Source organism: Hymenobacter radiodurans (assembly GCF_004355185.1).
GTDB classification, from domain to species: domain Bacteria; phylum Bacteroidota; class Bacteroidia; order Cytophagales; family Hymenobacteraceae; genus Hymenobacter; species Hymenobacter radiodurans.
In genome coordinates this window covers 3,088,503-3,114,312 of sequence record NZ_CP037922.1, presented here as the reverse complement: position 1 = coordinate 3,114,312, position 25,810 = coordinate 3,088,503, and the positions used below count along the sequence as shown (strand labels likewise).

Annotated in this window: 14 protein-coding genes; 8 read left to right on the top strand and 6 right to left on the bottom strand. The window is 55.4% G+C overall.

From position 1 onward, the window contains the following. Positions 1-54: 54 nt before the first annotated feature. From EPD59_RS14335 to EPD59_RS14320, 4 genes are all read right to left on the bottom strand, one after another. Positions 55-1,383: an FGGY-family carbohydrate kinase gene (locus EPD59_RS14335; protein WP_133273382.1), complete on the bottom strand. Its 1,329-nt coding sequence runs from the start codon at positions 1,381-1,383 to the stop codon at positions 55-57. Next, the gene (locus EPD59_RS14330) at positions 1,380-2,660 is read right to left on the bottom strand and encodes a TIM barrel protein (protein ID WP_133273381.1); all 1,281 of its coding nucleotides are present in this window, start codon (positions 2,658-2,660) and stop codon (positions 1,380-1,382) included. Before EPD59_RS14330 ends, EPD59_RS14335 begins: the two co-directional genes overlap by 4 nt. Positions 2,661-3,067: 407 nt before the next feature. Beyond that, the gene (locus EPD59_RS14325) at positions 3,068-4,111 is read right to left on the bottom strand and encodes a GntR family transcriptional regulator (RefSeq protein ID WP_240731417.1); all 1,044 of its coding nucleotides are present in this window, start codon (positions 4,109-4,111) and stop codon (positions 3,068-3,070) included. Between the two features lie 350 nt (positions 4,112-4,461). Next, entirely contained in the window at positions 4,462-6,570 is a 2,109-nt protein-coding gene (locus EPD59_RS14320; RefSeq protein ID WP_133273380.1) for a bifunctional aldolase/short-chain dehydrogenase, read from the bottom strand. Between the two features lie 246 nt (positions 6,571-6,816). On the opposite strand from EPD59_RS14320, the gene rhaT reads away from it, so the two are divergent. The 8 genes from rhaT (at position 6,817) to EPD59_RS14280 (ending at position 22,599) form a co-directional block, all read left to right on the top strand. Further along, positions 6,817-7,854, top strand: coding sequence for an L-rhamnose/proton symporter RhaT (gene rhaT, locus EPD59_RS14315; RefSeq protein WP_133273379.1), 1,038 nt, complete (start codon positions 6,817-6,819; stop codon positions 7,852-7,854). A 581-nt stretch (positions 7,855-8,435) separates the two neighbouring features. Further along, positions 8,436-11,639, top strand: coding sequence for a SusC/RagA family TonB-linked outer membrane protein (locus EPD59_RS14310; protein ID WP_133273378.1), 3,204 nt, complete (start codon positions 8,436-8,438; stop codon positions 11,637-11,639). 71 nt (positions 11,640-11,710) lie between these two features. After that, the gene (locus EPD59_RS14305; protein ID WP_133273377.1) at positions 11,711-13,201 is read left to right on the top strand and encodes a RagB/SusD family nutrient uptake outer membrane protein; all 1,491 of its coding nucleotides are present in this window, start codon (positions 11,711-11,713) and stop codon (positions 13,199-13,201) included. A 109-nt stretch (positions 13,202-13,310) separates the two neighbouring features. Continuing rightward, positions 13,311-16,145 (top strand): DUF4450 domain-containing protein, encoded by a 2,835-nt coding sequence (locus EPD59_RS14300; protein WP_133273376.1) that lies wholly within the window; start codon positions 13,311-13,313, stop codon positions 16,143-16,145. Then, on the top strand, positions 16,109-17,065 hold the full coding sequence (locus EPD59_RS14295; RefSeq protein WP_133273375.1) for a hypothetical protein: 957 nt from the start codon (positions 16,109-16,111) through the stop codon (positions 17,063-17,065). The genes EPD59_RS14300 and EPD59_RS14295 overlap by 37 nt, the downstream gene beginning before the upstream one ends. Before the next feature lie 97 nt (positions 17,066-17,162). Continuing rightward, positions 17,163-19,304: a hypothetical protein gene (locus EPD59_RS14290; protein ID WP_133273374.1), complete on the top strand. Its 2,142-nt coding sequence runs from the start codon at positions 17,163-17,165 to the stop codon at positions 19,302-19,304. A 233-nt stretch (positions 19,305-19,537) separates the two neighbouring features. Then, entirely contained in the window at positions 19,538-21,199 is a 1,662-nt protein-coding gene (locus EPD59_RS14285; RefSeq protein WP_133273373.1) for a glycoside hydrolase family 28 protein, read from the top strand. 215 nt (positions 21,200-21,414) lie between these two features. Further along, a complete protein-coding gene (locus EPD59_RS14280) occupies positions 21,415-22,599 on the top strand; it encodes a glycoside hydrolase family 88/105 protein (RefSeq protein ID WP_317128378.1) in 1,185 nt (394 codons plus the stop codon). A 191-nt stretch (positions 22,600-22,790) separates the two neighbouring features. On the opposite strand, the gene EPD59_RS21950 is transcribed toward EPD59_RS14280, so the two are convergent. Together EPD59_RS21950 and EPD59_RS21945 are read right to left on the bottom strand one after the other, a co-directional pair. Further along, on the bottom strand, positions 22,791-24,134 hold the full coding sequence (locus EPD59_RS21950) for a beta-galactosidase small subunit-related protein (protein ID WP_205703414.1): 1,344 nt from the start codon (positions 24,132-24,134) through the stop codon (positions 22,791-22,793). After that, positions 24,083-25,483 (bottom strand): glycoside hydrolase family 2 protein, encoded by a 1,401-nt coding sequence (locus EPD59_RS21945; RefSeq protein WP_240731750.1) that lies wholly within the window; start codon positions 25,481-25,483, stop codon positions 24,083-24,085. The genes EPD59_RS21950 and EPD59_RS21945 overlap by 52 nt, the downstream gene beginning before the upstream one ends. Positions 25,484-25,810 lie beyond the last annotated feature (327 nt).

The window sequence follows — 25,810 nt, the reverse complement described above, 5'->3', positions numbered from 1 at the left end:
CTGTTAGCGCGGCGTCCCCTCCTCAGATGAGGAGGGGAATTGTCGTTGTGGATATTAGGAGAATAGCAATTGCGTTTTCTTCCAAGCTTCACCTTGTTCTAAATGAATCAAGGCACCAAGGGCAGTAGCTTGAGGTACTTCCAGAGTCTTGATTTTCGCGTCGGGGAAATTCCAGCCGAGAATCTGCATGAACAACGGGTTGCGGGCGAAGCCACCATCCACGTAAATCAGCTTCTCGTCGCGCCGAATCAGGTTGATGGATTCGGTGAGAATATCCATGAGGCCGTGCATGAGGTGATGGTATGCATCACCCGCAGTAGTAAAGCCCGATAGATCCCACTCTTTCGCGTGCCGCTCCGGGAAGGGACCGGTGCCGCGCATGCACCACGGCTGAAAGTCATGCGAGGCTTCATCGTAAGGCCGGGCCAGCATCAAGGAGTGGTAAAAATCGGGCTTTACGTGAAAGTGGTGAGCAATACGCTGCACCTGAAAGTCATGCTCGCGACCGAAAAATACCCGTGATGCTTTAGTCATCTCGCCCTTGGGCGAAAGGAAACTCAGGCAGTCGCGGCGCAACAGCTCCGGCGTGAGTGGCTCTCGATTGAAGGGACTAAGCGTCACAGCCCAGGTGCCCGTTGAAATTAACAGGAAAGGCTTCTCATCCTGTTGCATATACGGGAGCAACGCCGCCGAGCTATCATGCAAGCCAACGCCCACCAAAATGCCATCGACCACGGAAGCAATCGAGTCTTTAGTCAGGGGGGCTAATTTGTCGTCGATGCCCTCGCGGTATACCCAGTCGTGGTATTGGTTGCGCTTGAAATCCCAGAGGCCCGTGTGGCAACCGACGGAGGTATAATCGCTAAAAGCTTCACCGCTAATCAGGTACGAGAGATACTGCGGCAAATGCAGCGACGTACGAATGCGAGCGTAATGCTCGGGCTTGGTTTGCTTGAGCCAATACAGCTGCATACCGGAGTTAAGCATTCCCATTTGCGGCGAGCAGGTAGCCGTAGCAAAGTCAACGGGGCCCTGATCAAGCTCAGCGTAAAACTGAGCCATCAAGGCTGGTGGCATCGGCTTTAGGTAATTGTAGAGCGGCAATATGGGCTGCCCATTGGCGCCAAGGTGCACAAAGCTGGCGCCGTAGGAAGTGAAATTCACTCCCTTCAGATTGTAGTGCGGATTATGTCGCAGAGCGTGCCAGCGGTCCTGCACCCACTGCGAAAGCCGCGTGAGCGTTTCGCACGGAAATCCTTCCTCATCTACGGTTTCCAGACATACCTGCTGGTGCTCGTCAATGATCTGCCGATCCTCATCGAAAAGCAAGACTTTTTTGTTGGTCTTGCCAACATCAAACACGGCGTAGATAGACTTTTTCATAAGCCAGTAGACAGACTGAATTTGCCGCGTTGCTGAATAAGCTGCTCCCGAATTTTGCCGGCGCGGTAGGCCGCAATGGGGTTGAGCGCCCCGCCACCTTGGCTGTAGGCTTCGGCCACAAGCGGCCGTACATCGGTGAGGAAGGCGTCGCGCAGGATTTCTTCGGCCCGCACCACGTCATTATTATCCTGGGCTTCTTGCAGGGCTGCGCGGTCTACCAGTAAGGCTTTGGCGTAAGCTCCTAGGATGCTTTCCACCGATTGGAGCAAGTCTTCCAGCGGATCTTTGGTGTTGTGGCTGGCGTCAATCATGTAGGCTACAGCTGGGTTCGTCACGGCCGTGTCCTGAGCGCCATCTACCAGCTCGTTGAAAATCAGGAAGAGCTGATACGGCTTGATGCTGCCCGTGGTCAGGTCGTCGTCGCCGTACATGGACCCGTTGAAGTGAAAGCCCCCCAAACGCCCGAAATGCAGCAAGCGGCCCACAATCTGCTCAATATTGGTGTTCGGTAAATGATGGCCTAAATCAACCAACACTTGTGCATTCTTGCCCAGATACTGACACAGCGAATACGACGTGCCCCAATCCGGAATAACCATGGAGTAGAAGTGCGGCTCGTAAGGTTTGTACTCGATCAGCATCGTCATGTCCGAAGGCATGGCTTCGTAGATGCTGGCCAACGATTCGGCCGTGCGCTGATACGCGCGGCGCAGGTGTTGCTGACCCGGAAAATTAGAGCCATCAGCGAGCCACACCGTATGAATTTTGGCCCCCAGCTGCTTGCCGTATTCTACGCACTCAATATTATGCTGAATGGCCTGCTGCCGAACACCTTCTTCCGTGTGACTCAGCGAGCCAAACTTGTAAGATACTGGCTGGTCTTTCTGGTCCTGAAACGTATTCGAGTTCATCGAATCAATTGTCAGCCCTTCCGCTTGCAGTTGCTGCTGGAGCGCGGCAATATCCTTCGGAATATCCCACGGAATATGCAGGGAAATCGAGTTCGAAGAGCGATTAAGACGATTAAGTAGTGCCACATCACTAATCTTCTCCTCAAGGCTGCGCGGTTCGCCCCCCGATGGGTAGCGCCCAAAGCGCGTGCCGCCCGTACCCAGGGCCCAGCTTGGAATAGCTACCTGAAATTCAACGAGCTGCCGGATCACATCTTGCGCGTCGAGGCTACGGCGGGCCAGCATGTCGGCCAGATAGCTGAAGCGGAGCTGGTGCTCACTCAACAGCGGTTGGTTAAGGTCCTGAATTTGTTGGTCGGAAAGCATAGTAGGGTAGGGGTCGATAGTGGGAAGATCAGGGTCGGGCAGCTTCGGTTTAGCAGGTTAGCCACCCAGACTAAAAACACAGCTTTTTTCAGAGAAGCAACCTAGCACCATTGTCCGCCCAAACTGTTCTGAACTCTCCTGTGCGGGGGGCTTTTTTACTGGATTAAATCTGCCCCAAACTACTGGCCTATTAAGTGAGAGAAAAAAGGCGAGGAGAAGCACTCAGTTGCTTCTCCTCGCCCTGAACTAATTCGTGTTGTCAATACGGAATTGAGGCACTTTACTTTGCCTCTCCGCATTGAACGGTTTAAGTAGAACGTTGTGCTACGCAACGACGAGACACAACTATGTTTCTCTACAAAAAAAGCCCCCGATGAGCAGAAAGGGTCTTTTTGAGACTACTGCTCTTACAACGACCCGCGCCGAATGGTGTAGAATGGATTCTTGACTTTTACGCGCTGCTTCTCAAGCAAAAGCTCCGCGGCCGTGCGGCCCATAGCCTCAAAATCAGTGGTGATAACCGTAATGCCCAACAGCTCCTTCAGCGTGCTGGCATTGAACGATAAAATACCGATTTCGCGACCCAGCAAGAAAGGCGTTTGACGTACTTTTTTCATCAGTTCTGCCAGGTCAGTAGTCTCCACTACTACGTAAGCGGTGCCGGCTTCCAGCACTTCATTTATGGCGTTTTCCTTGACCGAAAAACCCTTGTTGTAGTTGATGCAAAACGTGCGAAAACCCCAAGCAATTTCCACCGGATAATTGTTGCCGACGCTGGGCAGTACCAGCACCATGCGCTCGTATTTTTCCAGCAAATCCTGCACGCCTTCCAAGGCCGTAAAAATGTCCTTGTCGAAGTCCTGATATACGGTCAGTACATCGCGTTTTATGTCGGGCAGGTCCTTATCGAGCAGTACTAATTCGTTTGCGGGAATGGAATTAAGAACGCTTCGGTAGTCGGCTTTATCCAGATCGAGTGCAAAGTGGGGCATCACCACATAGTAGTTGTACTTGCCCAGGTTCTTCTCAATTATTTCCTGAAACAGGTGGGCGCTGTAGTGATGAATTTGTAGATCGACGGTAGCGCGGTCGCCCAGGGCTTGCAGGAAAGCGTAATAGATGATCTTCTTGTAGGAGCTGAGCTTGTTGAATACCAGCAGGATTTTGATCTTGGTGGCATCAGTGGCCTGCACGTAGTAGCCCTTGCCCTGCACCGAAGTGCAAAAACCCCGCTCCCGCAGCTCCCGATACGCTTTTTCGACGGTGTCGCGGGCCAGGTAGTATTCGGCGCTTAGCTCACTGATGGAGGGCAGTTGGTCGCCTTTCTTTAGGGTTCCCCGCTCAATATCGGTTATCACCGACTGCACAATCTGCTTGTACTTAGGGGTTTTGTCGAAAGGCTTAAACTGCAACTTGTACATGCTCTGATTAGGCGGAAGTAAGACGGCCATAGCGGATAGTTGGGTGGGAGAAACTAGCGCTGAGAGAAAACACGGAAAATCATTCGCTTTTTTCGTGTGTCTGCGGCATACGGTTCAGGTGCAATTAAGCTACCTAGGCTTAAATTAAGGAGATTAAAGTTCAATTGGAAACGATTGACTGGATTTCATTATGCCATCGTTGCCGGGAACGTTCCCGCAATTCACGTCTTGCAAAAAATCCCCCGGTAGGATCCGGCTTAGGTCGTTAGATTTCTGCGTGTTTAATCGAACACACCTGATACATAGCGCATAGAATTTTTGCGAGGACAAAAAAAGAAGGGCCGACTACTAAGCCGGCCCTTCTTTTCTATCTTATTCGTTTAGCGCACGAAGGCCATCGCTACGCCGCCATCAACGTTGAGCACATTGCCCGTAGACTTGCTTAGGCTTCCATCGACGAACACGCGCACGGCTTTGGCAATGTCTTCAGCCAATAACTCTTCGCCGAGTAAAGTGCGCTTGGCGTAGTGCTGGGGCAATTCTTCCACCGAAATACCGTAAGCCTTAGCGCGACCTTGTGCCCAAGCGCCTTCCCAGATTTTGGAGCCGCGTAGCACGGCATCGGGGTTCACGGTGTTCACGCGAATCTTGTCGGGGCCGAGCTCGGCGGCCAAGAGGCGCGACATGTGCAGCTGCGCTGCTTTGGCCGTGCCATAGGCCACGTTGTTCGGACCAGCCACCAGACCATTTTTGCTGGCGATGTTCACAATATCTCCGCCTAAAGCCTGCTGGCGCAGAATCTCCACAGCGGCCTGACTCACCAGAAACTGACCTTTCACCAGCACATCGTTGAGGATATCCCAGTCGGCTTGCGTGGTCTCGGCCAAAGGCTTGGAAATGCTCAGCCCCGCGCAGTTGACAATGATATCCACGCCGCCAAATTGCAGTACGCTCTGGCGCAGGGCCTCGGCAATACCGTCTGCGCTCGTAACTTCAATGCCTACGGCCAAAGAGCTGTCTTTGCCATATTGCTTGCGCAAATCGGCTTGGGTTTCGTCCAGGTCGGCACGGTCGGCAGCGACGATGCAAGCACCCTGTTGCAGCAGGGCCTCGCATATTGCTTTGCCGATACCGCCCGTACCACCCGTAACAAAGGCCACCTTCCCCGAGAGCGACTTAGGGGGCGCCATGCGCTGGAGCTTAGCTTCTTCCAGCAACCAGTATTCAATGTCAAACGCTTCCTGCTCAGGCAAACCAACGTAGGTGCTCACCGCTTCCGCGCCCTTCATCACGTTGATAGCGTTGGTGTAGAACTCGGCGGCTACACGAGCCGTCTGCTTATCTTTAGCGAAGGCAAACATGCCCACACCGGGCCATAAAATGATAACCGGATTGGCGTCGCGCATGGCCGGGCTGTTGGCGTGCTTGCTACGCTCATAATAGGCCGCATAATCTTGGCGGTAGGCCGCAAAATGCTCTTGCAAATAGGTTTTTACTTCCGCCAATGGCTGGCTCATCACCTCCGGGTCGAGGACCAGGGGGCGAATTTTGGTGCGCAGGAAGTGGTCGGGGCAGCTGGTGCCTTTTTGCGCCAAACGCGCTAAGTCGTTCGAGTTCACAAACTCCAGCACGCGCGGATCATCGGTAAAGTGACCCAGCATCCGACGGTGGCCGGATGCCAAGCCGCGCAGCGTAGGCATAATAGCAGCAGCTTGCTGCTTGCGCGTGGCTGCATCGGGGCCATTCGAGAGCTTTACGCCACCAAATACAGGCTTTTGCTTACCGTAGTTGCTTTCCAGATAAGCAGCGGCTTGCTCAATTACTTCTAAGGTGTTCATGTACGACTCGTACGACGTGTCGCCCCAGGTAAACAAGCCGTGTCCGCCGAGAATTACGCCGCGCAGGTTGGGGTTTTCCAACACTACTTTTTCGAGCTGTAAGCCCAGATCGAAGCCGGGTCGCTGCCAGGGCAGCCACGCCATCGTGTCGCCCCAGATCTCGCGCATGATTTGCTCCCCGTCTTGGCTGGCGGCAATGGCAATGAGTGCATCGGGGTGAAGGTGGTCGATATGCTTGAAAGGCAGCAGGCCGTGCAGGGGCGTATCAATGGAGGGCGCGGCGCACTTGGGGTCGAAGAGGCAATGGTTGAACAGTTCTACCATCTCGTCTTCGTGCTCCAGGCCGCGGTAGCGGTTTTTCAGTTGGTGCAGTTTCTCGACGTAAAGGTTGGCGCAGCCGGCTTTGGTGAGAGTGCCGATGTCGCCGCCCGAGCCTTTTACCCACATCACGGGCACTTGCTCGCCAGTTACGGGGTCAGTTTCGGTGATTTTAACGGAGGTATTGCCGCCCGCGTAGTTGGTCAGGCGCAAATCGGCCCCGAGCAGGTTGGAGCGGTAAATGAATAGCGCTACTTCGTCGCTGGCTAGTGCCGCCGCTTGGGCCTCATCCCACAAGTAACTGACGTGCTGAAAGGTGAGCGTTTTTTCCATATTGAGGCTGCTGATTTGAGGGGCGAAAACCGGATAATTAGATTGCTCACAAAAGAAGAGGAAGTGTACGCAGTAAAACTCCTGCACTCTCCTGTTCGCGGACGAAATAAATTCTTGCAACTGTCTGCTTTTCGCCGATTTATTCCCTGCTGGGCTGTAGTTTCCTGCTTTCAGGAGAGAACAGGAGGGTTCCGGTAATCGATTAAGGCAGATTTGGTAAAACAACACGACCAACAACTTCGACTTATGAGTGTTTTTCTGGGAGTGGTGCTCCACGCACTAGGCGGTTTCGCCTCCGGCAGCTTTTATCTGCCTTACAAGAAAGTAAATGGCTGGGCCTGGGAGAGCTATTGGCTCGTGGGGGGGCTTTTTTCCTGGCTAATGGCGCCCCTGTTGCTTGGCTACCTCACCGTGCCTAACCTATTCGGGGTGCTGGCCCAGGCAGACACCGAAACCATTCTCTGGACCTACTTCTGGGGCATTCTGTGGGGCTTCGGTGGCCTGACGTTTGGCCTCGCCATGCGCTACTTGGGGTTATCGCTGGGGATGGCCGTCACCCTAGGCTTATGCGCCGTGTTTGGAACATTGGTGCCGCCTATTTGGGAAGGTACTTTTCCGGCCCTGATCAGCACCCTGTCCGGCAAGGTAATTATCATGGGGTTGGTGGTATGCGTGGCGGGTATCCTGATTTGTGGGATGGCCGGCGTGATGAAAGAAAAGCACCAGACCACGGAAGAAAAACAAGCCGGCGTGGCCGAATTCGATATGCGTAAGGGCCTGCTTGTGGCCGTGTTTTCAGGCGTGATGAGCGCCTGTTTTTCTTTCGGCCTAACCGCTGGCCAATCTATTGCGGAACTAGCGACGGATAACGGCACAAATCCACTCTACGCCAACAATGCCATCCTGGTGATCATCCTGCTCGGCGGCCTTACTACGAACGCCATCTGGACCATTTATTTGAATATCAAGAACAAGACATACACCGACTACACTAATATGTCGGCCCCAATTGCGCGCAACATTATTTTCTGCGCGCTGGCGGGTTTTACCTGGTATTTCCAGTTCTTCTTTTACGGCATGGGCGACAGCCAAATGGGCGAGTACCGCTTCTCCGGCTGGACGCTGCACATGGCCTTCATTATTGCCTTTAGCAGCATGTGGGGCCTGATTTTGCACGAGTGGCGCGGCTCCAACCGCCTGACCATGCGCACCATCTCGCTCGGCATCCTAGTCGTGGTATTTTCAACGGTGGTTGTAGGCTTTGGCAACTACTTAGGCTCCTAGAGTTAACAGGCATCAAAAAAAGCCCCCCAGTGCTGCAAATGCTCTACTGGGGGGCTTTTTTGTGTCTATGTAGAAGCATCAGCCATACAGCACTGGAGATACATGTCTCAACAATTTTTTGAAGAAGCGTTGTCACTTATTTCCATCTATCCTATATCTCTACAGCTGTCATCCTGACGAAGGAAGGACCTTTTCACCGATGAACAACTCGTGTAGTAACAACTCGTGCTGGCGTGAGAAGGTCCTTCCTTCGTCAGGATGACAGCTGTGAAGGGGGCAGGTAAGTAGATGCTCGGCTGACAAAGTCCGCCACTTGGAAAGAGAGGTATAAGTCTCAGTAACCGCTACTACAAACTGCACGGCCATAGATACTTGCGCAGCCAAGCCAGTATTTGTAAGCTCTACCGCTAAGCGCGCCGTGCCAAAAACACAGTCCAAAGCATTATTGGAAAAATAATTTCAGGGGAATCGGCTCAAGGCGGTAGTCTACAGGAGGGTTTCGGCTAGAGGAGGTAATAATTTGGTCATGCTCAAAAGCCTCGGTCTTGTCAAAACACTCTACTTCCTACCCATACCTACTCATGAAGAAAAGTTACACATGGCGGCGCTACCCGATAGCGGTATGCCTGCCAATGCTACTGCTAGCAGGACCGGGCATCACGGCCGTGCAAGCCCACACCAGCAGCACCAATAAAGTAGCCGAATGGCAGCTGACCGGTAAGGTCGTATCGCAAAACAACGAAGGTTTGCCCGGCGTCACGGTCGTTATCAAGGGCACTACCAACGGCACCACCACTGGCCCCGATGGTACTTTCAGCTTATCAGTACCCGAAACGGCTGGTACATTGGTGTTTAGCTTCATCGGCTTCACAAGCCAGGAGCGCCCTTTCACTGGCTCACAGGCGTTCACCATTAAGATGGCTGAAGATGTGAAGAGCCTGGAAGAAGTCGTGGTAGTAGGCTACGGCACGCAGAAGAAGGGCGACGTAACCGGCGCCATCGCCACCTTCGACGCCAGCCGCTTGGAAGAGCGGCCTATTGCCCGCGTCGATCAGGCCTTGGTAGGCCAGATGGCGGGTGTGCAGGTAAAGCAGAACACCGGTGTACCCGGCCGGGGCTTTAGTGTGCAGGTACGGGGCGCAGGCTCCATCACGGCCGGCAATGAGCCGCTGTATGTAATCGATGGTTTCCCACTCGACAACGTAGCCCAGAATGGCGGGGGGCGTTTTGCCAGCGGCAGCCCGCTCGATAACATCAACCCCAACGACATCGAGTCGATTCAGGTATTGAAAGATGCTGCCGCGGCCGCTATTTACGGTTCGCGCGCTGCCAACGGCGTCGTTATTATCACGACGAAGAAAGGTAAGTCGGGTAAGCCTCAGATCACGCTGAATACCTACGTTGGTGTTTCGCAGGCCGCCAAAAAGCTGGACGTGCTGAGCGCCGAAGAGTGGGCTGAGCGGGCCGCCGAAATCATCAACGACAACTGGGTACGCTCGGGCGCTGGCCGCACCGCCAGCCAAACCACGGCTGAGCGTCAGGCTATCCTACGGGTAACCAACATTGTGCCCGCCCAGATGATTGATGAGCGGTGGTTTCAGCCCGGTCACCCCGGCTTGCAGTACATCGACTGGCAGGACGAAGCCTTCCGCACAGGCCGCACCCAGAGCTACCAAGTAGGAGCCAGCGGCGCCACTGATAATGTAAACTACTTCATATCAGGAAACTACACCGATCAGCAGGGCATGATGGTGGGACTTGGGTATAAGCGCTACTCGGCGCGCGCCAACGTGGAAGTAAAAGCCAGCAATAAGCTGCGCTTCGGTCTGAACGTGACGCCTACTTACTCCATCACCGACGACCCGGGCATTGAGGGCAAAGACAACCGCCTGCATCAGCTCGTATCCATGGCCCCCATCGTGGAGGACACCGCGGGCGTAGCTACCGGCTACGGCAAAAACGAAGTGTACCGCTGGGGTGTATCGACGGCCAGCCCGGTGCGCGTGATGGAAAATGCCATCGGCCAAACCAAAACCTTCCGCACCCTGAGCACCCTGTTTGCGGAGTACGAAGTAATAAGTGGCCTGCGCCTGCGCACCAGCATCAACTTCGACAACAACGACGTAACGGCCAAATCGTACCAGCCGGCCGTGCGTGATCTGCCTACCTCGCTAGCTTCGGGCTCTTATAGTGGATTCCGCCGGCAAACGTTTGTGAACGAGAACACGGCCACCTACAGCAAGGTCATCGGCGAAAAGCACGACCTGACGGCGCTGGCGGGTTATGCCTACAATATCTCACGCATCGATAACGTGCGCCTCGGCGCTACCGGCGGTTTCGTCAACAACCAAGTAACCACCCTAAACGCGGCTACCAACATCAACGGCACTGGCAGCAATAACACCACCGAAAGCCAGAACGTCCTGATTTCTTACTTCGGCCGTTTGCAGTATAGCTACGATGGTAAATACCTGCTCTCTACCAGCATCCGCCGCGACGGCTCGTCGCGCTTTGGGGGGCAAAATCAGTTCGGTGTATTCCCCGCCGCCTCCGTGGGCTGGCGCATTTCGCAGGAAGAGTTCATGAAGAGCATTACGCTCCTCAGCGACCTGAAACTGCGGGCCAGCATCGGCTTGTCGGGCAACAACAGCATCGGCGACTACAACAGCATTGCCACCCTGGGTATTTATAACTACACTTTTGGTGGTGCTTTGGCTACGGGTCAGGCTCCGAACCGGGTAGAAAACCCCGAGCTGAAGTGGGAGCGCAACCGCACCATCGACTTCGGTGTGGACGTGGGCTTCTTCCAGAACCGCATCTTCGGCTCGTTCGACTACTACACCAAAACCAGCAAGGACCTGCTCCTGAACGTACCCATCAACACGGCTTCGGGCTTTGGCAACAACCTCGTAAACATTGGAGAAGTGGAGAACCGCGGTTGGGAAGTGGAATTAACTACCAACAACCTGAATAACGCCCTGGAGTGGACTACCTCGCTCAACTTCAGCCACAATGCGAACGAAGTGAAGCACCTTGGCCCCGGCGACGCAACCATCGAAGTAGCCTCCGTAGCTGACCTGCCCAGCAACGTATTGCAGGTTGGCAAGCCGATGTATAGCATCTTCGTTATTCGCCAGAATGGCATCCTGAGCCAGGCTGATATCGATAACGGCGCCGCGCTCTACAACAACCAGACGGCCGGTGATCCCCGCTACGAAGACGCCAACGGCGACGGTAAGATTGACGCCAACGACCGCGTGATTGTGGGTCAGCCTAACCCTAAATACACCTGGGGCATCACGAACACCTTCAAGTACAAAGGCTTCGATCTGAGCTTCCTTGTGCAGGGTCAGAACGGTGGCTACATCTACTCCATGTTTGGCCGCGCCATCGACCGCACCAGCGTGGGCTACCAGGAAAACGCCCTTGGCCGCTCCCGCGACCGGTGGCGTTCGGAAGAAGACCCCGGCGACGGTGTGAAAGGCAAGGCTACTGCTCGGTTTGGCTTCATCAAGAACACCGACTGGCTGTACTCTTCCGACTACTACCGCGTGCGCAACATCACGCTGGGCTACGACCTGGGCCGCATTGTCAGCAAGAGTGTAATGCAGGGTGCCCGTGTATATGTAACGGCTGAAAACTGGTTCGGCAAAGACAAGTACTACGGCGGCTTCAACCCCGATGCCGTGAACACCGACAATGGCAGCACCTTCACCTCGGGTGTTGACTACGGCGGATTGCCTTTGGCTAAATCGTTGGTTCTGGGCCTCAACGTTACTTTCTAAGTTTCAGCCACCAGCTGACGGTCGGGGCTTGCTCCGGTATCCCAGCTCTTAGCTTCTAACTACTACTTCTCATGAAAAAAATATCTCTCCTTCTCGCCACTGCTTGCCTTCTCACCTTGGGCAGCTGCGAAGATGACCTCGATCAAACCCCGATTTCCAACGGGTCGGTACCGGCTTTCTTTAAGACCGCCATTGACTTCGAGCAGGCCATGAACGCGGTGTACAGCCAGCTCCGTGGATATCCTGACCGCATCCTGATTTTGTCTGAACTGCGCTCCGACAACATTTATGGCGTCAGCAGCCAGGGTGTACGCGACTGGGATGCCATCAACAACTTCAACACCACGCTCTCAGTAAGTCCCTATATGTCCGATACTTGGGCATCGGACTTCGGCGCTATTTTCCGGGCCAACACCATGCTCGATCAGCTGAGCGCCAACGGCTCAGTAGTAGGCGAAGGGCTGCGGATACGCTACGAGGGTGAGGCGCGCTTCCTGCGTGCATTTCACTACTTCGACCTGGTGCGCATGTTCGGCCGCGTACCGGTTATCGACAAAGCGCTGCTGCCCCAGGAAGTAGCCAAAATTCCGCGCGGCTCGGTAGCAGAGGTATACGACCTGATCATCAAGGATCTGGAATTCGCCAAGGATAATCTGCCGCTGAATTATACTGGCGTCAATGTGGGCCGTGTAACGTCGGGTGCGGCGAAGGGCCTGCTAGCGTTGGTGTATCTCACTCGTTCGGGCCCAACCTATGATATCGATGGCCCCGGTTTGGCAAGTAATGAGAATGACAAAGCTCTGGCGTTGCTTAACGAAGTAATTGCCAGCAACCGCTACTCTTTGCTGCCAAGCTACGCCAACGTTTTCTCGTACACGAATGAGAATAATGCGGAAGTAGTATTTGATGTTCAATACATTGTGGGCAACGGCGCTACCCATCCGGGCGTGATGGTACCTGACAACTACTTCACTTCGCTGGGTATTCCATTCGGTTCGCGCGGGGTTGAGATAAAACCAGTTTCTACCGATTTTCTGAGCATTTTGGCAACTAACGATGACCGTCGGGCCGCCAGCGTGCAGACGGGTTATTTAGTAGCAGGCGTTGCCGAAAACCGTACTGTACTGAAAAAATACGTGAGTGCTGCCGGTCGCGGTACGGGCAACACCGACTGGCCCATCAACTTCATTGTGATGCGCTACGCCGATATTCTGCTCATGAAAGCCGAAGCAATTCTGCGCGGTGGCGGCGGCACGCCAGCTGAGGCATTAACTATCGTAAACCAGATTCGCACCCGCTCCAAACTGCCTGCGCTTACGGGCAGCCTGACCATGGCCCAACTGATGGATGAGCGTCGGCGCGAATTCATCGGAGAAGGTCTGCGTTGGCACGATCTGGTACGCTCCGGTACCGTGCTGACCACCATGAATGCTTGGATTGCGAAGGAAGACGCCTCGGGCAAGATTCGCCGTAATATTGGCCCCAATGACGTTATCTACGCCGTACCGCTGAATGAGCTAAGCGCCACGCCCGGCCTCTACGATCAGAATCCCGGCTACTAAAGTCGCTGACAGGCAGGTAAAGTAAAGCCCGGCTCTCCCAGGAATATAGCCTGGTCAGAGCCGGGTTTTTTGCGGCCCTGGGGGGCAAATTCACGCATAAAAAAGGGTAATGAGTAGATCCGACTGTAGAAAAACCTTCATTAAAAATTCGCTGCCGACACTGGTAGCAGGCTGGCTGGTGGTGGGCATAGTTTGTTTGTTGAGCACCGGCGCCCAGGCGCAATCTGCGCCGCCAACTCCGCCAGCGCTCTGGCACGATCAGGCCCGCACGCTCCGCTACCGCCCCGACGGCTCCGACTTCGTCATCACCAATGGCAACAAGCGCTTCACCCGTGCGCTCTACGGCACCAACACCGCCTTCCGCGTAGAAACCGGCGACCTACCGGAGTTTGCGCTGTACCTGCCTGGCATGGGGGGCAATTTTAAGCTCGGCTTACTAGTCGATGGCCAAAGCAAGTGGCTGATTGAGGCTGATAGCATTGAGGCCCGCTACCGGCCCGGCGCCATGCTCTACGAAGTGAAGGATGCACTGCTGGGAGCCGGTAAGCTACAACTGGAGGTGCTGGCCCAAGCCGACGCGGAAGGCATGCTGGTTCGTGCCACCTTCGATGGTGTGCCCGCCGGGAAAGTTCGCCTGCTGTGGGCCTTCGGCGGCGCTACGGGCAAGAAATTCAGCCGCGACGGCGACATCGGCGCCGACCCCGAATCCAACTTCTACCTCAAGCCGGAGTATTGCCAGGGCAATGTATTTGAGCTAAAAAACAACACCTTCCGTCTAACATTCGGCGCCCCACCCAAGCCCCCAAAAAATGAAGCTCTAGTAGCCGAGGCAGCAAGCAAAAAGCCCCCCGTCGCCATCATTCCAGCTGCCCGCCCTACGCTGACAGGCGTCGTTCCACCAACCTCCGAAACCCACATTGCCGATGCTACTCAGCAAGCATCGCCCGCCCAACTCTACGCCTCCCAAAACTCAACAACCCCTGTGCTGACGGGCGCTATAAAGGTAAAAGCCGGGGAAGCACTCTATTTCACCATTCAAAAGCCGGAAACGGCCGCCCCACGCTACAACGAGTTGCCCCAAGTTTGGACGCGCGCCGAGGCTGCCCGGCAAAAGCTGGCTAACCGTGTGCGGGTGCAAACCCCTGACCCTTACATCAATACCCTAGGTGGCGCCTTAAGCATTGCCGCGGATGCTATTTGGCAGGACCCTGCATACCTGCACGGCTCCATTGCCTGGCGCATGCCTCTTAATGGCTGGCGCGGGGCCTATACCGCTGACCCACTCGGCTGGCACGACCGCGCGCAAACCCACTTTCGGTCGTATGCCAAGTCGCAGTTGACTAGTCCGGCGGTGGGGCCGCTGGTCATGGATACGGCCCTGCACCTGGCGCGCCACCAGGAAAAACTGGGAACGGCGGTGTTTAGCAGCGGCTACATTTCGCGCAATCCTGGGGGTGACTTTCGCCCTCATCACTACGATATGAACCTGGTCTATATCGACGCGTTGCTGCGCCACCTGCGCTGGACCGGCGACCTGACCATGGCCCGCGAACTGTGGCCCGTATTGCAGCGCCATCTGGCCTGGGAAAAGCGCAACTTCGACACCGATAATGACGGCCTCTACGACGCTTACGCCGCCATCTGGGCCAGCGACGCCCTGCAATACAGTGGTGGCGCCGTAACTCATTCGTCGGCCTATAACTACCTCGCCAACAAGGTGGCCGCTGAGCTAGCAACACGCCTGGGCCAAAATCCTGAGCCATACCAGCAGGAAGCCACTAAGATTCATCAGGCCCTCAACGCCCGTTTGTGGATGCCGGGCCAGGGTTGGTACGCCGAGTATCAGGATGCGCTGGGGTTGAAGCAACTGCACCCCGCCGCTGCTCTCTGGACGGTGTATCACGCCCTCGATTCGGATGTGCCGGATGCTTTTCAGGCTTACCAAGCCCTGCGCTATGTGGATACCAGCATTCCGCATATTCCGGTGCGGGCCACGGGCTTGCCGGATGAGGGCTACCATCTGCTTTCCACCACCAACTGGCAGCCCTACGACTGGTCTATCAACAATGTGGCGCTAGCCGAAGTGCTGCATACTACGCTGGCTAACTGGCAGGCCGGGCGAACAGATGAGGCGTTTAAGCTTTGGAAAAGTGCTCTGCTCGAAAGCATGTATTTGGGCTCTAGTCCGGGCAATATTCAGCAGGTGTCCTTCTACGATGCTCACCGCGGCGAGCTGTACCGTGACTTTGCCGACCCTATCGGTGTGGCATCCCGCACACTCTTGGAAGGATTGTTCGGCATTGTACCGGATGCGCTGGGGGGCATTTTGACCATCCGCCCAGGTTTGCCCGCCGCCTGGAACAACGCTGCCCTGTCGGTGCCTGACATCGATTTTGACTTTAAGCGGCAGGGACAGCAAGATGCTTACACTATCACGCCGCGCTTCGCCCAGCCGCTCCGGCTGCGTATGCAGGTGCAAGCCCAGGCCGACGATATTCAGTCGATAACCGTGAACGGGCAGCCCGGTAAGTGGCAAGCGCTAGAGGCAGCTGTAGGTCAGCCGGTTATTGAAATTAATAGCGCGCCAGCCGCGAAATACGAGGTAGCCATAACTTGGCAAGGTGCCGCACCCGACACGGCCGCAATAGCTCCGGTGTATGCCGCCAACAGCCAGCTGGAAGTGCGTTTCCCGCACGCTACCATCACCAAGGTGTTCGACCCGCAAAAAGCGTTGCGCAATGCGACCCCAAACGGCTCGACGCTAACGGCTCAAGTAATTGGCTCAACAGGTGCCCGCACTGCCTTCGTGCAGCTCCGTCAGGGCGGACTTTCCTGGTGGGCACCCCTGCCTTTTGAGATTCAGGACGCCGTGAAAATTATTGCTGAAAAAGCCCCCAGCCGAATGGCTTGCGGTTTTGGGTACAGAATAATACGGAAGATATAGCCGCGAAAGTAACCGTAGGCAATGGTCGCAAACTGTACGTTACCAACCTGAAAATCCCGCGCGGCACGACTGCAGAAATTGCAGTGCCCACTGCGTTCGTGGTACCCGGCTCCAATGTCGTGACCGTGGAATGGAGCAACGGCCGGGTCGTGGACAAAGTACTGACCTGGGACGCTCCCAAAGTCGCCAAAGCGCGCTATGAAACCGTCAATCTAGCCCCGCATTTTAATGACCAGGTAACGCGAATTTTTCAGAACGTATACCTCTCGCCTCGTCCCGCCGGACCTACGCTCCAACTGCCCACCCAAGGCATTGGCAACTGGTGCTACCCGCTCACCCAAGCCGTCATCGACGACGCCGGTTTGCGCAAGCTGGCGGGGGGCAAAAACGAAATTGCGTTGCCCTGGGGTACGCCCTTGCGCACGCCTAGCGCGGCAGGGGAGAAGAACATTCTGTTCGTGTCGCAGTGGGACAATTACGCGGATCAGGCGACAGTGCCGCTGGGGGGCAAATCCAGCCATGCCTACCTGCTCATGGCCGGCTCCACCAATCCTATGCAAAGCCAACTCGTGAACGGCGAAGTGGTGGTAACCTACACCGACGGCACCACCGATACGCTGCCTCTGCGCAACCCTGATAACTGGGCGCCGATTGAGCAGGACTACTTTCAGGATGATTTCGCCTTTGATACAGGGGCCCCCAAACCCTTCCGCCTTCATCTCAAAACCGGCCTGCTCACCCGCGATTTTAAGGACTACACCAGCATCAAAGGCTTCAGCACCCGCGCCATCGACGGTGGAGCCGCCAGCGTGTTGGATATGCCCCTCAATCCGAAGAAAAAGCTTCGCAGCCTCACGCTTAAAGCCCTAGCCAATGACGTGGTCATTGGCCTTATGAGCGTAACGCTCGTGCGAGAATAAGAATCAACACGAATGAATATCAACAATCAGAACGTCATGCCGAGCGAGATGCTGCGCTACCGCTCGGCATGACGTTCTTTCAATAGCAAATTAGCCCATGCGCCTTCTCCCGAAATTCCTTTCCTGTGTCCTGCTGGCTGGTATCATTCTGCCCCTTGTCGCTCAGCAAAAGCCTATCAACCGCCAAGCTTTGGTGGAGCGCCACCGTGTGATTATCACGAACACCGATACGCTTTCGTCGCTGTCAGTGGGCAATGGGGCTTTTGCCTTCACGGCTGATGTCACGGGGTTGCAAACTTTCCCGACTTACTATGAAAAGGGCGTGCCGCTGGGCACGCAGTCGGAGTGGGGCTGGCATACGTTTCCGAACACGCAGGGCTACAAGTTTGAGCAAAGTCTGCGCGAGGTGGAGTTGAATGGACGGAAGGTGCCGTATGCGGTGCAGGTAAAAACGCCCGGCAACAAGGAAGCCGTAGATTATCTGCGCGCTAATCCGCACCGCTTGCAGCTGGGGAATCTGGGCTTTGTGCTACTCAAAAAGAATGGTCAGGAAGCCACTATTAAAGATCTGCGGGATATCCGACAGGAGCTGAATCCGTGGACAGGCGAGCTGAAAAGCCACTTTGCCCTAGAAAACGTGCCAGTCGATGTCGTGACCGTAGGGCACCAAGAACAGGATGTAGTAGCCGCGCGCGTGGAGTCCGATTTGATAAAATCGGGCCGCTTGAAAGTGGCGCTACGCTTCCCATTCCCGACGGCCGGCTGGGCCGATATGGGCACCGATTATTCCAAGCCTGATCAGCACAAATCAGCCATAGCCGAGCAGAAAAAAGGTGCCGCTCTGATTTCCCACCAACTGGATACCACCAAATACTATGCGGCGCTGAGCTGGGTACAGTCGGCAACGGTGGCAGCGGGCAAAGCCCACGAGTTTGTGCTTACGCCCGGCAAGAGCGAAAAGGTGCTGGAATTCACCTGTCGTTTCTCGCCTCGTCCGCGCTCCACGCCTGCCCCAACCTTCGCCGCCACGCGTCAGAACAGCCAGCAGCAGTGGGGGGCTTTTTGGCGGAGCGGTGGAGCCGTTGATTTCAGCGGCACCACTGATCCGCGGGCTAAGGAGCTAGAGCGGCGCATTGTACTGTCGCAGTACCTCACGAAGCTGCAAGGTGCCGGCTCACAGCCGCCCCAAGAAACGGGCCTCGTGCTCAATAGCTGGTATGGCCGGCCACACTTGGAAATGCACTGGTGGCACTCGGCTCACTTTGCGTTGTGGGGTCGCCCGGCGTTGCTCGAAAAAAGCCTAACTTGGTACGCCCGCCCTGATGTACAAGCTGTAGCGCGCGGCATTGCTAAGCGCCAGGGGTACGAGGGTGTGCGGTGGCAAAAAATGACGGACCCCTGGGGTCAGGAAGGACCTTCGTCGGTGGGGGCCTTTTTGATTTGGCAGCAGCCCCACTTCATCTACTTCGCCGAGGAAATCTACCGGCAGCGCCCTGATGCGGCTACGCTAAAGCTGTATCAAGATCGGGTGTCGGCCACCGCCGAATTCATGGCTTCGTATCCGTTTTTTGAGAAAGAAAAAGACCGCTACATTCTCGGTAAAGGCGTAATTCCAGCGCAGGAGCGCTTTAAAGCCGAAGAAACTTTCAACCCAACCTTCGAGCTGGTGTACTGGAATTGGGCCCTCAACACGGCCCAGCAATGGCGCGTGCGCCAAGGCCAGCCACGTAACCCAAAGTGGGATGCCGTCCTGCAAAAGCTCTCGACGCTGCCCCAGGCCAACGGTGTGTACTTAGCCACCGAAAGCGCCCCCGACTCTTACACTAACCCCGAGTTCAAAACCGACCACCCTTCCGTGCTGGCCGCCTTGGGCGTAATGCCCGCCACCGGCCAAGTTGACCCCGCCACCATGCGCCGCACCTTCGACCTGATTTGGAAGGATTGGAGCTGGGATAAAACCTGGGGCTGGGACTTCCCCATGACCTCCATGACCGCCACGCGCCTCGGCCTGCCCGATCGGGCTGTAGATGCGTTGCTCATGAAAGTGCGCACCAATACTTACCTGCCCAGTGGCCACAATTACCAGGAAGGTCGTTTGCCCATTTACCTACCCGGCAACGGTGGTTTATTGGCGGCCGTAGCCCTCATGTGCGCCGGCTACGATGGCTGCAAAGAAGAGAATCCCGGCATTCCAAAAGGCTGGAAAGTGCAGTGGGAAGGCTTAAGCAAAATGCCTTAAGGTAGAACGACCAACTCCCCTCCTCAGCTGAGGAGGGGACGCCGCGCTGAAGGCGCGGCTGGGGTGGTGCCACCGGAGGGAAGGCGTTGCTGATGTTGTTTACCTGAACCATCTAATCTCGAATCGTTCAACGAGCCAACCACCCCTAACCCCTCCTCAGCTGAGGAGGGGAACTAGCTCTCTAGCCTTCTAACTTTAGTAATCAATTTCCTTTCCGTTACTCTCCCTTTGCTATGATAAAACGCCTCGCTCTTTTTAGCCTGCTGACGCTGCCCACGCTGGCTGCTGCCCAAACTTCTTTTACGCCAAATTTGCCCCCCGTCAAAACCACGTCCTTCCGGGCCGACACGTTTTCGATTGCTAAGTATGGCGCGGTGGCCGACGGGGTAATTTCCAACACTGCGGCCCTGCAGCAAGCGATTGACGCCTGTGGCCAAAAGGGTGGGGGCGTAGTTCTGGTACCGCGCGGACATTGGCGCACGGGTCCCATTGAGTTGCGCAGTAACGTGAACCTGCACATTGCCGAAGGAGCATTGGTGCAGTTCAGCGATAAGATGGCTGACTACAAGCTGATCAAAACTAACTGGGAAGGTTTGGCCGCGGTGCGCAATCAGCCGCAGATTTATGGCAAAAACCTCGAAAACGTAGCCGTTACCGGCAAAGGCATTGTGGATGGCGCGGGCGAAGCGTGGTACATGGTGCAGAAAGGTCGCTCCACGGAGTCGGAGTGGAAGCAGCTGGTAGCGTCGGGCGGTGTGCTTAACGAGAAGCAGGATCGGTGGTATCCTTCGCCACAAAGCCTGAAGGGTACCATGGTAAAAGAGGCTGGTGTACTCAGCGAAGAGAAATCCGAAATCAAGGATTTTGAGGAAATAAAGGACTATCTGCGCCCCGATATGCTGGTGCTCGACCACTGCAAACGGCTACTACTGGAAGGCGTGACGTTTCAGAATTCGCCAGCCTGGACCCTGCACCCCATGATGAGCGAAGATGTAATCGTACGTAATGTGACGGTGTTTAACGGCCCCTACACGCCCAATACCGATGCACTGGATTTGGAGTCCTGCAAAAATGGGTTGGTGGAAGGCTCCACGTTTGATGTAGGCGACGATGCGATTTGTATCAAATCGGGGCGCAATGAGCAGGGGCGGCAGCGGGCCATGCCCACAGAGAATTTTATCATCCGCAACTGCAAAGTGTACCGGGCCCACGGCGGCTTTGTGATTGGCTCCGAAATGTCGGGCGGAGCGCGCAATATCTATGTCTCCAACCTCACATTCATCGGCACCGATATTGGCTTGCGTTTCAAAACGACGCGGGGCCGGGGCGGCGTAGTGGAGAATATCTTCATCGAAAACGTGGACATGAAAGACATTCCCGGCGAGGCTATTCTGTTCGACATGTACTACATGATCAAGGACCCCACGCCGCAGGTAGCAGGCTCCAAAGAACGGCCCGTTTCACCGGCCAAGCCGGTGGATGAAGGTACCCCGCAATTCCGCAAAATTCAGATTCGCAACGTGACCTGCAACGGCGCCAAAACCGGTATCATGGTGCGTGGCTTGCCCGAGATGAGCATCAAAGACATCAGCATCGAAAACGCGGTGCTGCAAAGTCAGCAGGGCTTGGTGTGCATTGAGGCAGACAATATTCAGTTGCGCAACGTGACGTTGCTAACGCAGAAAACCGACCCGGTAATGGAAGTGCACAACAGCCAGAATATCACCCTCGATAACATCAAATATGCCCCCCAGGCGGCCGTGCTCCTGCGCGTATCTGGTGCGGACAAAGCCAAGAATGTGCGGCTTACTAATACAGATGTCTCGAAGGCGAAACTAGGTGTGGAGTTTGGCGAAAAGGTGAAGAAGAAAGCTGTGGTCGTCTCCAAAAAGTAAGCCGCTAAGGCTGAGTGGAAATACCTATAAAAATCAAAAGGCGGTCATGCAGAGCGCAGCGAAGCATCTTGCGTGCTGATGACTGATTACTACTCTTACTAAACACGCGAGATGCTTCGGCTTTGCCTCTGCATGACGGTCGACTTTTATGACCATATAAAAAATCATTTGTGAGCTAATAAGCTTCAAAAAAGCCCCCCAGACGAGTTTTCTCTATGAAAAAAAACCTGCTGCTTTCGCTGTTGTTTCTGCTGCTCTGCCCAGCGGTTTTTGCCCAGAATAAGCCTGCCGCGTTGTCGCAGCGCATGGTGGATTCGTTTATCAAGCGCTACCCCGATTCGCTGGGGCTGGAGCAGAATAAAGTGGCCCGCTGGGGCTACGAGCAGGGCCTGATGCTGAAGGCCATCGAACGCGTGTGGGAGCGCACTGGCGAGCGAAAATACCTCGACTACATTGTGCGCATCATGGACTACTCCATTGGCGAGGACGGCTCGATTCAGCGTTACAAATACGAGGATTTTAACCTTGATAATATCAACACCGGCCGCATATTGCTTACGCTAAGTCAGCAGCCGGGCTTACAACAGGAGAAGTACCGCAAGGCCGCCCAGCGTCTGCATCAGCAGCTCGACGCGCAGCCGCGTACAAAGGCCGGCGGTTACTGGCATAAGCAGCGCTATACTAACCAGATGTGGCTGGATGGCTTATACATGGCAGAGCCTTTTTCTGCTGAGTACAGTAAGCTATTTAAGCAGCCAAAAGGATTTGATGAAGTAGCCAAACAGTTTGCGCTAATCGAGAAAAACCTGGTCGATCCGAAGACTGGGCTGCTTTACCACGGCTACGATGAGAGCCGCACGGAACAATGGGCCAATAAGCAAACTGGCTTGTCGCCCAACTTTTGGGGGCGCGGTATGGGGTGGTATGCAATGGCGCTGGTAGATGTGCTCGACTACTTTCCCAAAGACCATCCCGAGCGGACCAAGCTCATTAAGTATCTGCAACGGTTGGCTCCCGTGCTGGCGAAGTATCAGGACCCCAAAACCGGTGCGTGGTGGCAAGTGTCCGACCAGGGTACTCGGGCGGGCAACTACGTGGAGGCTTCGGCCTCGTGCATGTTTGTGTATGCGCTGGCTAAGGGGGCCCGCCTCGGCTACCTCGATAAATCTTATCAGAAAGTGGCCGACAAAGGCTACCAGGGAATTCTGAAGCAGTTTGTGCAAACGGAACCTGATGGACTGCTGACGCTGAATGGCACGGTGAGCGTAGGTGGTCTGGGGGGCAAACCTTACCGCGACGGCAGCTATGAATACTACCTCAGCGAGCCTATCCAGAAAAATGACTTTAAAGGTGTGGGGCCATTTATCATGGCCAGCGTGGAGATGGAGATGGTGAAGTAGATTAAGCAATAGTCGAGGTGTCGAAGAACGCATCTCGACAATAAAAAAGAACGTCATGCAGAGGCGGAGCCGAAGCATCTCGCGTGTTTAATAAGGTTAGCATGGCAACATCAGCACGCGAGATGCTTCGGCTCCGCCTCTGCATGACGTTCTTTTTGGCTGTTATGACTAAGAGAATCTTGCTGCCTTACTTAAAACAAATCGTTCTTGGCGGGGACGGTGTAGGGCTGGGGCGTGCCGGTTGTTTTGGGCAGGCCGAAGAAGAAATAAAGCGTGCGTTTGGTGGAGCCGTTGAGGTGGTTGAGCTCGCTGTTGGGTCCCAGGTTTTTCGTGTTGGCGTCAATGTTCAAGGCGAGCTTAGTGCCTAGGGGCGGAATGGCGTCGAGGAAGGATAAATTGCCCCCCGGCAGATCGGGGCTGGACTTGACGCCGGAGAGGCCGTAGAAATCGAAGAGGCGCACGAACAGGCCTTTTTCGGGACTGGCAACCAGGAACTTGCCTTCCACGGTGTTCATTTCCAGCCAAGCAATGTCGGCGAAGTAGCCTTTAAACTCAGGGTAAATCCAGGGGGCAGCGCCGGTGTGGGTGTTATTGTAGGCGTTTTCCCACACGTCGGTGTTTACGCCTTGCAGGCGGTTTTTCCAGACGCGGTAGGGACCTTTACCCAGCCATTTGGCCCCAATTACGAAGTTTTCGGGGTAGGTGAAGCTCAGGCCGGTGAAGGGGAAATCGCCTTGCAGTGCGTACTCGTAATCGAGCTGGAGCCAACCGCTGCCGTACATTTTCCAGCGCACGGTTTTCAAGTCGCCCTGATAGCTGGCCTCAATTACTTCGCCGTCGGCCTCAGTGCGGCGCCGCAGACCCGTGAACTTGGCTTGACCGGCAGCTAAAATGGGGCCGTTGCCGAAGGAAAGCTTGTCGCCGCTGTTGCCTTTCAGGCCAGTGATGTGACCGTTGGTTTTGTTGAACGTGACGGTGATGTTGCTGGCCTTGAGCGTGAGGGTGCTGTCGGTTTCGTTCGTCTCAATGGGTTGCTTCTCCTTGTCCTGAAGCGTCAATACGTTGCGCAGTAGCTGTTTATTACCCCCCGTCGACCACGTCCATTTATACACCAAGTTCTTTTGTGGGTCGAAGGCGGAGAGCACCAGAGCATCGTAGTTTTTCCAGTCTTTAGGCAAGCCAAGCTTCAGTTTGCCTTTTGCCAATGGAAAAACCTTGGGGCTGTCAACCCGGCTTTTCTTCATGGTGGTAGACCCCGTGAAAGTCTCGCCGGGCAGGCGGTAGTTCACCAATTCCCACTGGAAAAAGCACTGGCTAAGGTTGTTGAAATGGTAGCGATTTTCTACGTCCACGGTGCCGTTAAACTTGGTCGGCAGCTCCTTCAGATCAATCTTGATGGGCGAGAAAATCTCGCGGATAGCAAAGAAGCTGCCTTCCTTTTCGCGGTGCGGACCCACCACGCCATCGGGGGCGTTTACGCCGTTCACGTCGATGATATTGCGCTGGTCGGTGCGCACGATTCCTTCATCGACCAAGGCCCACAAAAAGCCCCCGCCGAGCGTTGGGACGCCCAGTGCAACTCCCAGAAGTCGTGCAGACCCACAGCCGCGCCGCCGTCGTCCTGGGCGTGTAGAAACTCGGTGGGCATGTAAATCAGCGAGTCTGCCAGGATTTTCTGCGAGCTGTAGTAGTTCTCGTAGTGGTTGCAGTCGATGCCGTTGTGCTGGTTGCCGGGGCGGTGGTGGGCGTGAATAACGGGGCGTTTGGAGAGGTCGTACTGGCCGTAGTCGTCGTCCAGCTCTTTGTTGTGGCCGCCTTCGTTGCCGTTGCTCCAGAAGATGATGCTGGGATGGTTCACATCCTTTTGCACCATCTCCTTCACCAGCTTGGCGCCGGCGGGCGTGCTATACGCTTTCTGCCAGCCGGCCAGCTCGTCGAGTACGTACAGGCCCAGCGAGTCGCAGAGGTCCAGGAACTTAGCGTCGGGCGGGTAGTGCGACATGCGCACGGCGTTCATATTCATCTCCTTCATCAGCTGCACATCCATTAGGTGAATGGAGTCATTGAGTGTGCGGCCAGTTTCGGGCCACCAGCTGTGGCGGTTGATGCCTTTGAATTTGACTTGCGTGCTGTTTACATACACGCCTTTGCCCCGACGAATCTCGATGGTGCGAAAGCCAAAGCGCTCGGAGGTTTGATACAGCTTTTGCCCCCCAGCCTGCATGCTCACGTTTACGCGGTACATATTCGGGGTTTCGGAGGTCCAGAGCAGCGGCTTGCTGACCGTAGTTTTGAGCTGTACCAGCGTATCCTGGGCGTTGGCTTGGCCCCGCGCCGTACCTACTACTGCGCCCTGCGCATTCACGATGTCGGCCTGCACGTCGGTAGCTTGGCGCAGACCCTTCAGGGCTACGTTCATCTTAAACGAGCCGTCGGCGCGGGCATCAATGGCTAGCTGGGGGGCAAATTGCTTGGGGAAAGCTTCGAGATACACGGGCCGGAAAATGCCACCGAAAATCCAGTAGTCGGCCAAGCGCTCGGCGTTGTTCACGGAAGCGTCGGCCGACATCTTGCTCACCGTCACTTCCAGCACGTTGGGCTTGTCGAAGTTCAGCTTGTCGGAGAGGTTGTATTTGAAACGGTAAAAAGCCCCCTGATGAATCGGACCGGCCAGTTGCCCGTTTATTTTGACTTCGGTATCCGTCATGGAGCCCTCAAACACGATAAATACCTCCCGGTCGCGCCACTCGGCGGGCACCTGGAAGGTGTGCTTGTATAGGCCTTTCTCGTCGGCGAAGCGGAAGTTTTTGCCGTAGGTTTTGTAGTCGCGGCCGTAGTTGTAGCTGCCAAAACCCTGCTGCTCCCAGCACGACGGAACCTGAATTTTGGTCCAAAACCCGCTTTTTCGCCCCCGGTGCAGTAAAAATCCCAGGTGGCGGTGTGCGTGTTGTCGGTGCCGGAGAGGTAGCGTACCTGCTTTTGCGGGGGTGCTTGGGCGGTGGCATTACCACCCCAGAGCAGCGTCAAACAGGTGAGCCAGGTCAGCAGATTGGTTTTCATAATCAGTAGCTCAGAAGGGCAGAAGGGGCATTTAGGTAGCCAACTTAGGCCAGATTTCTTCTGTGTGCTACCTGTAGTATCCTGCTTCGTCCTGAACTCACCGCATTTTTCCTGTCTGGGGGGCTTTTTTGTTCGTGCCGGCTGCCTCTTA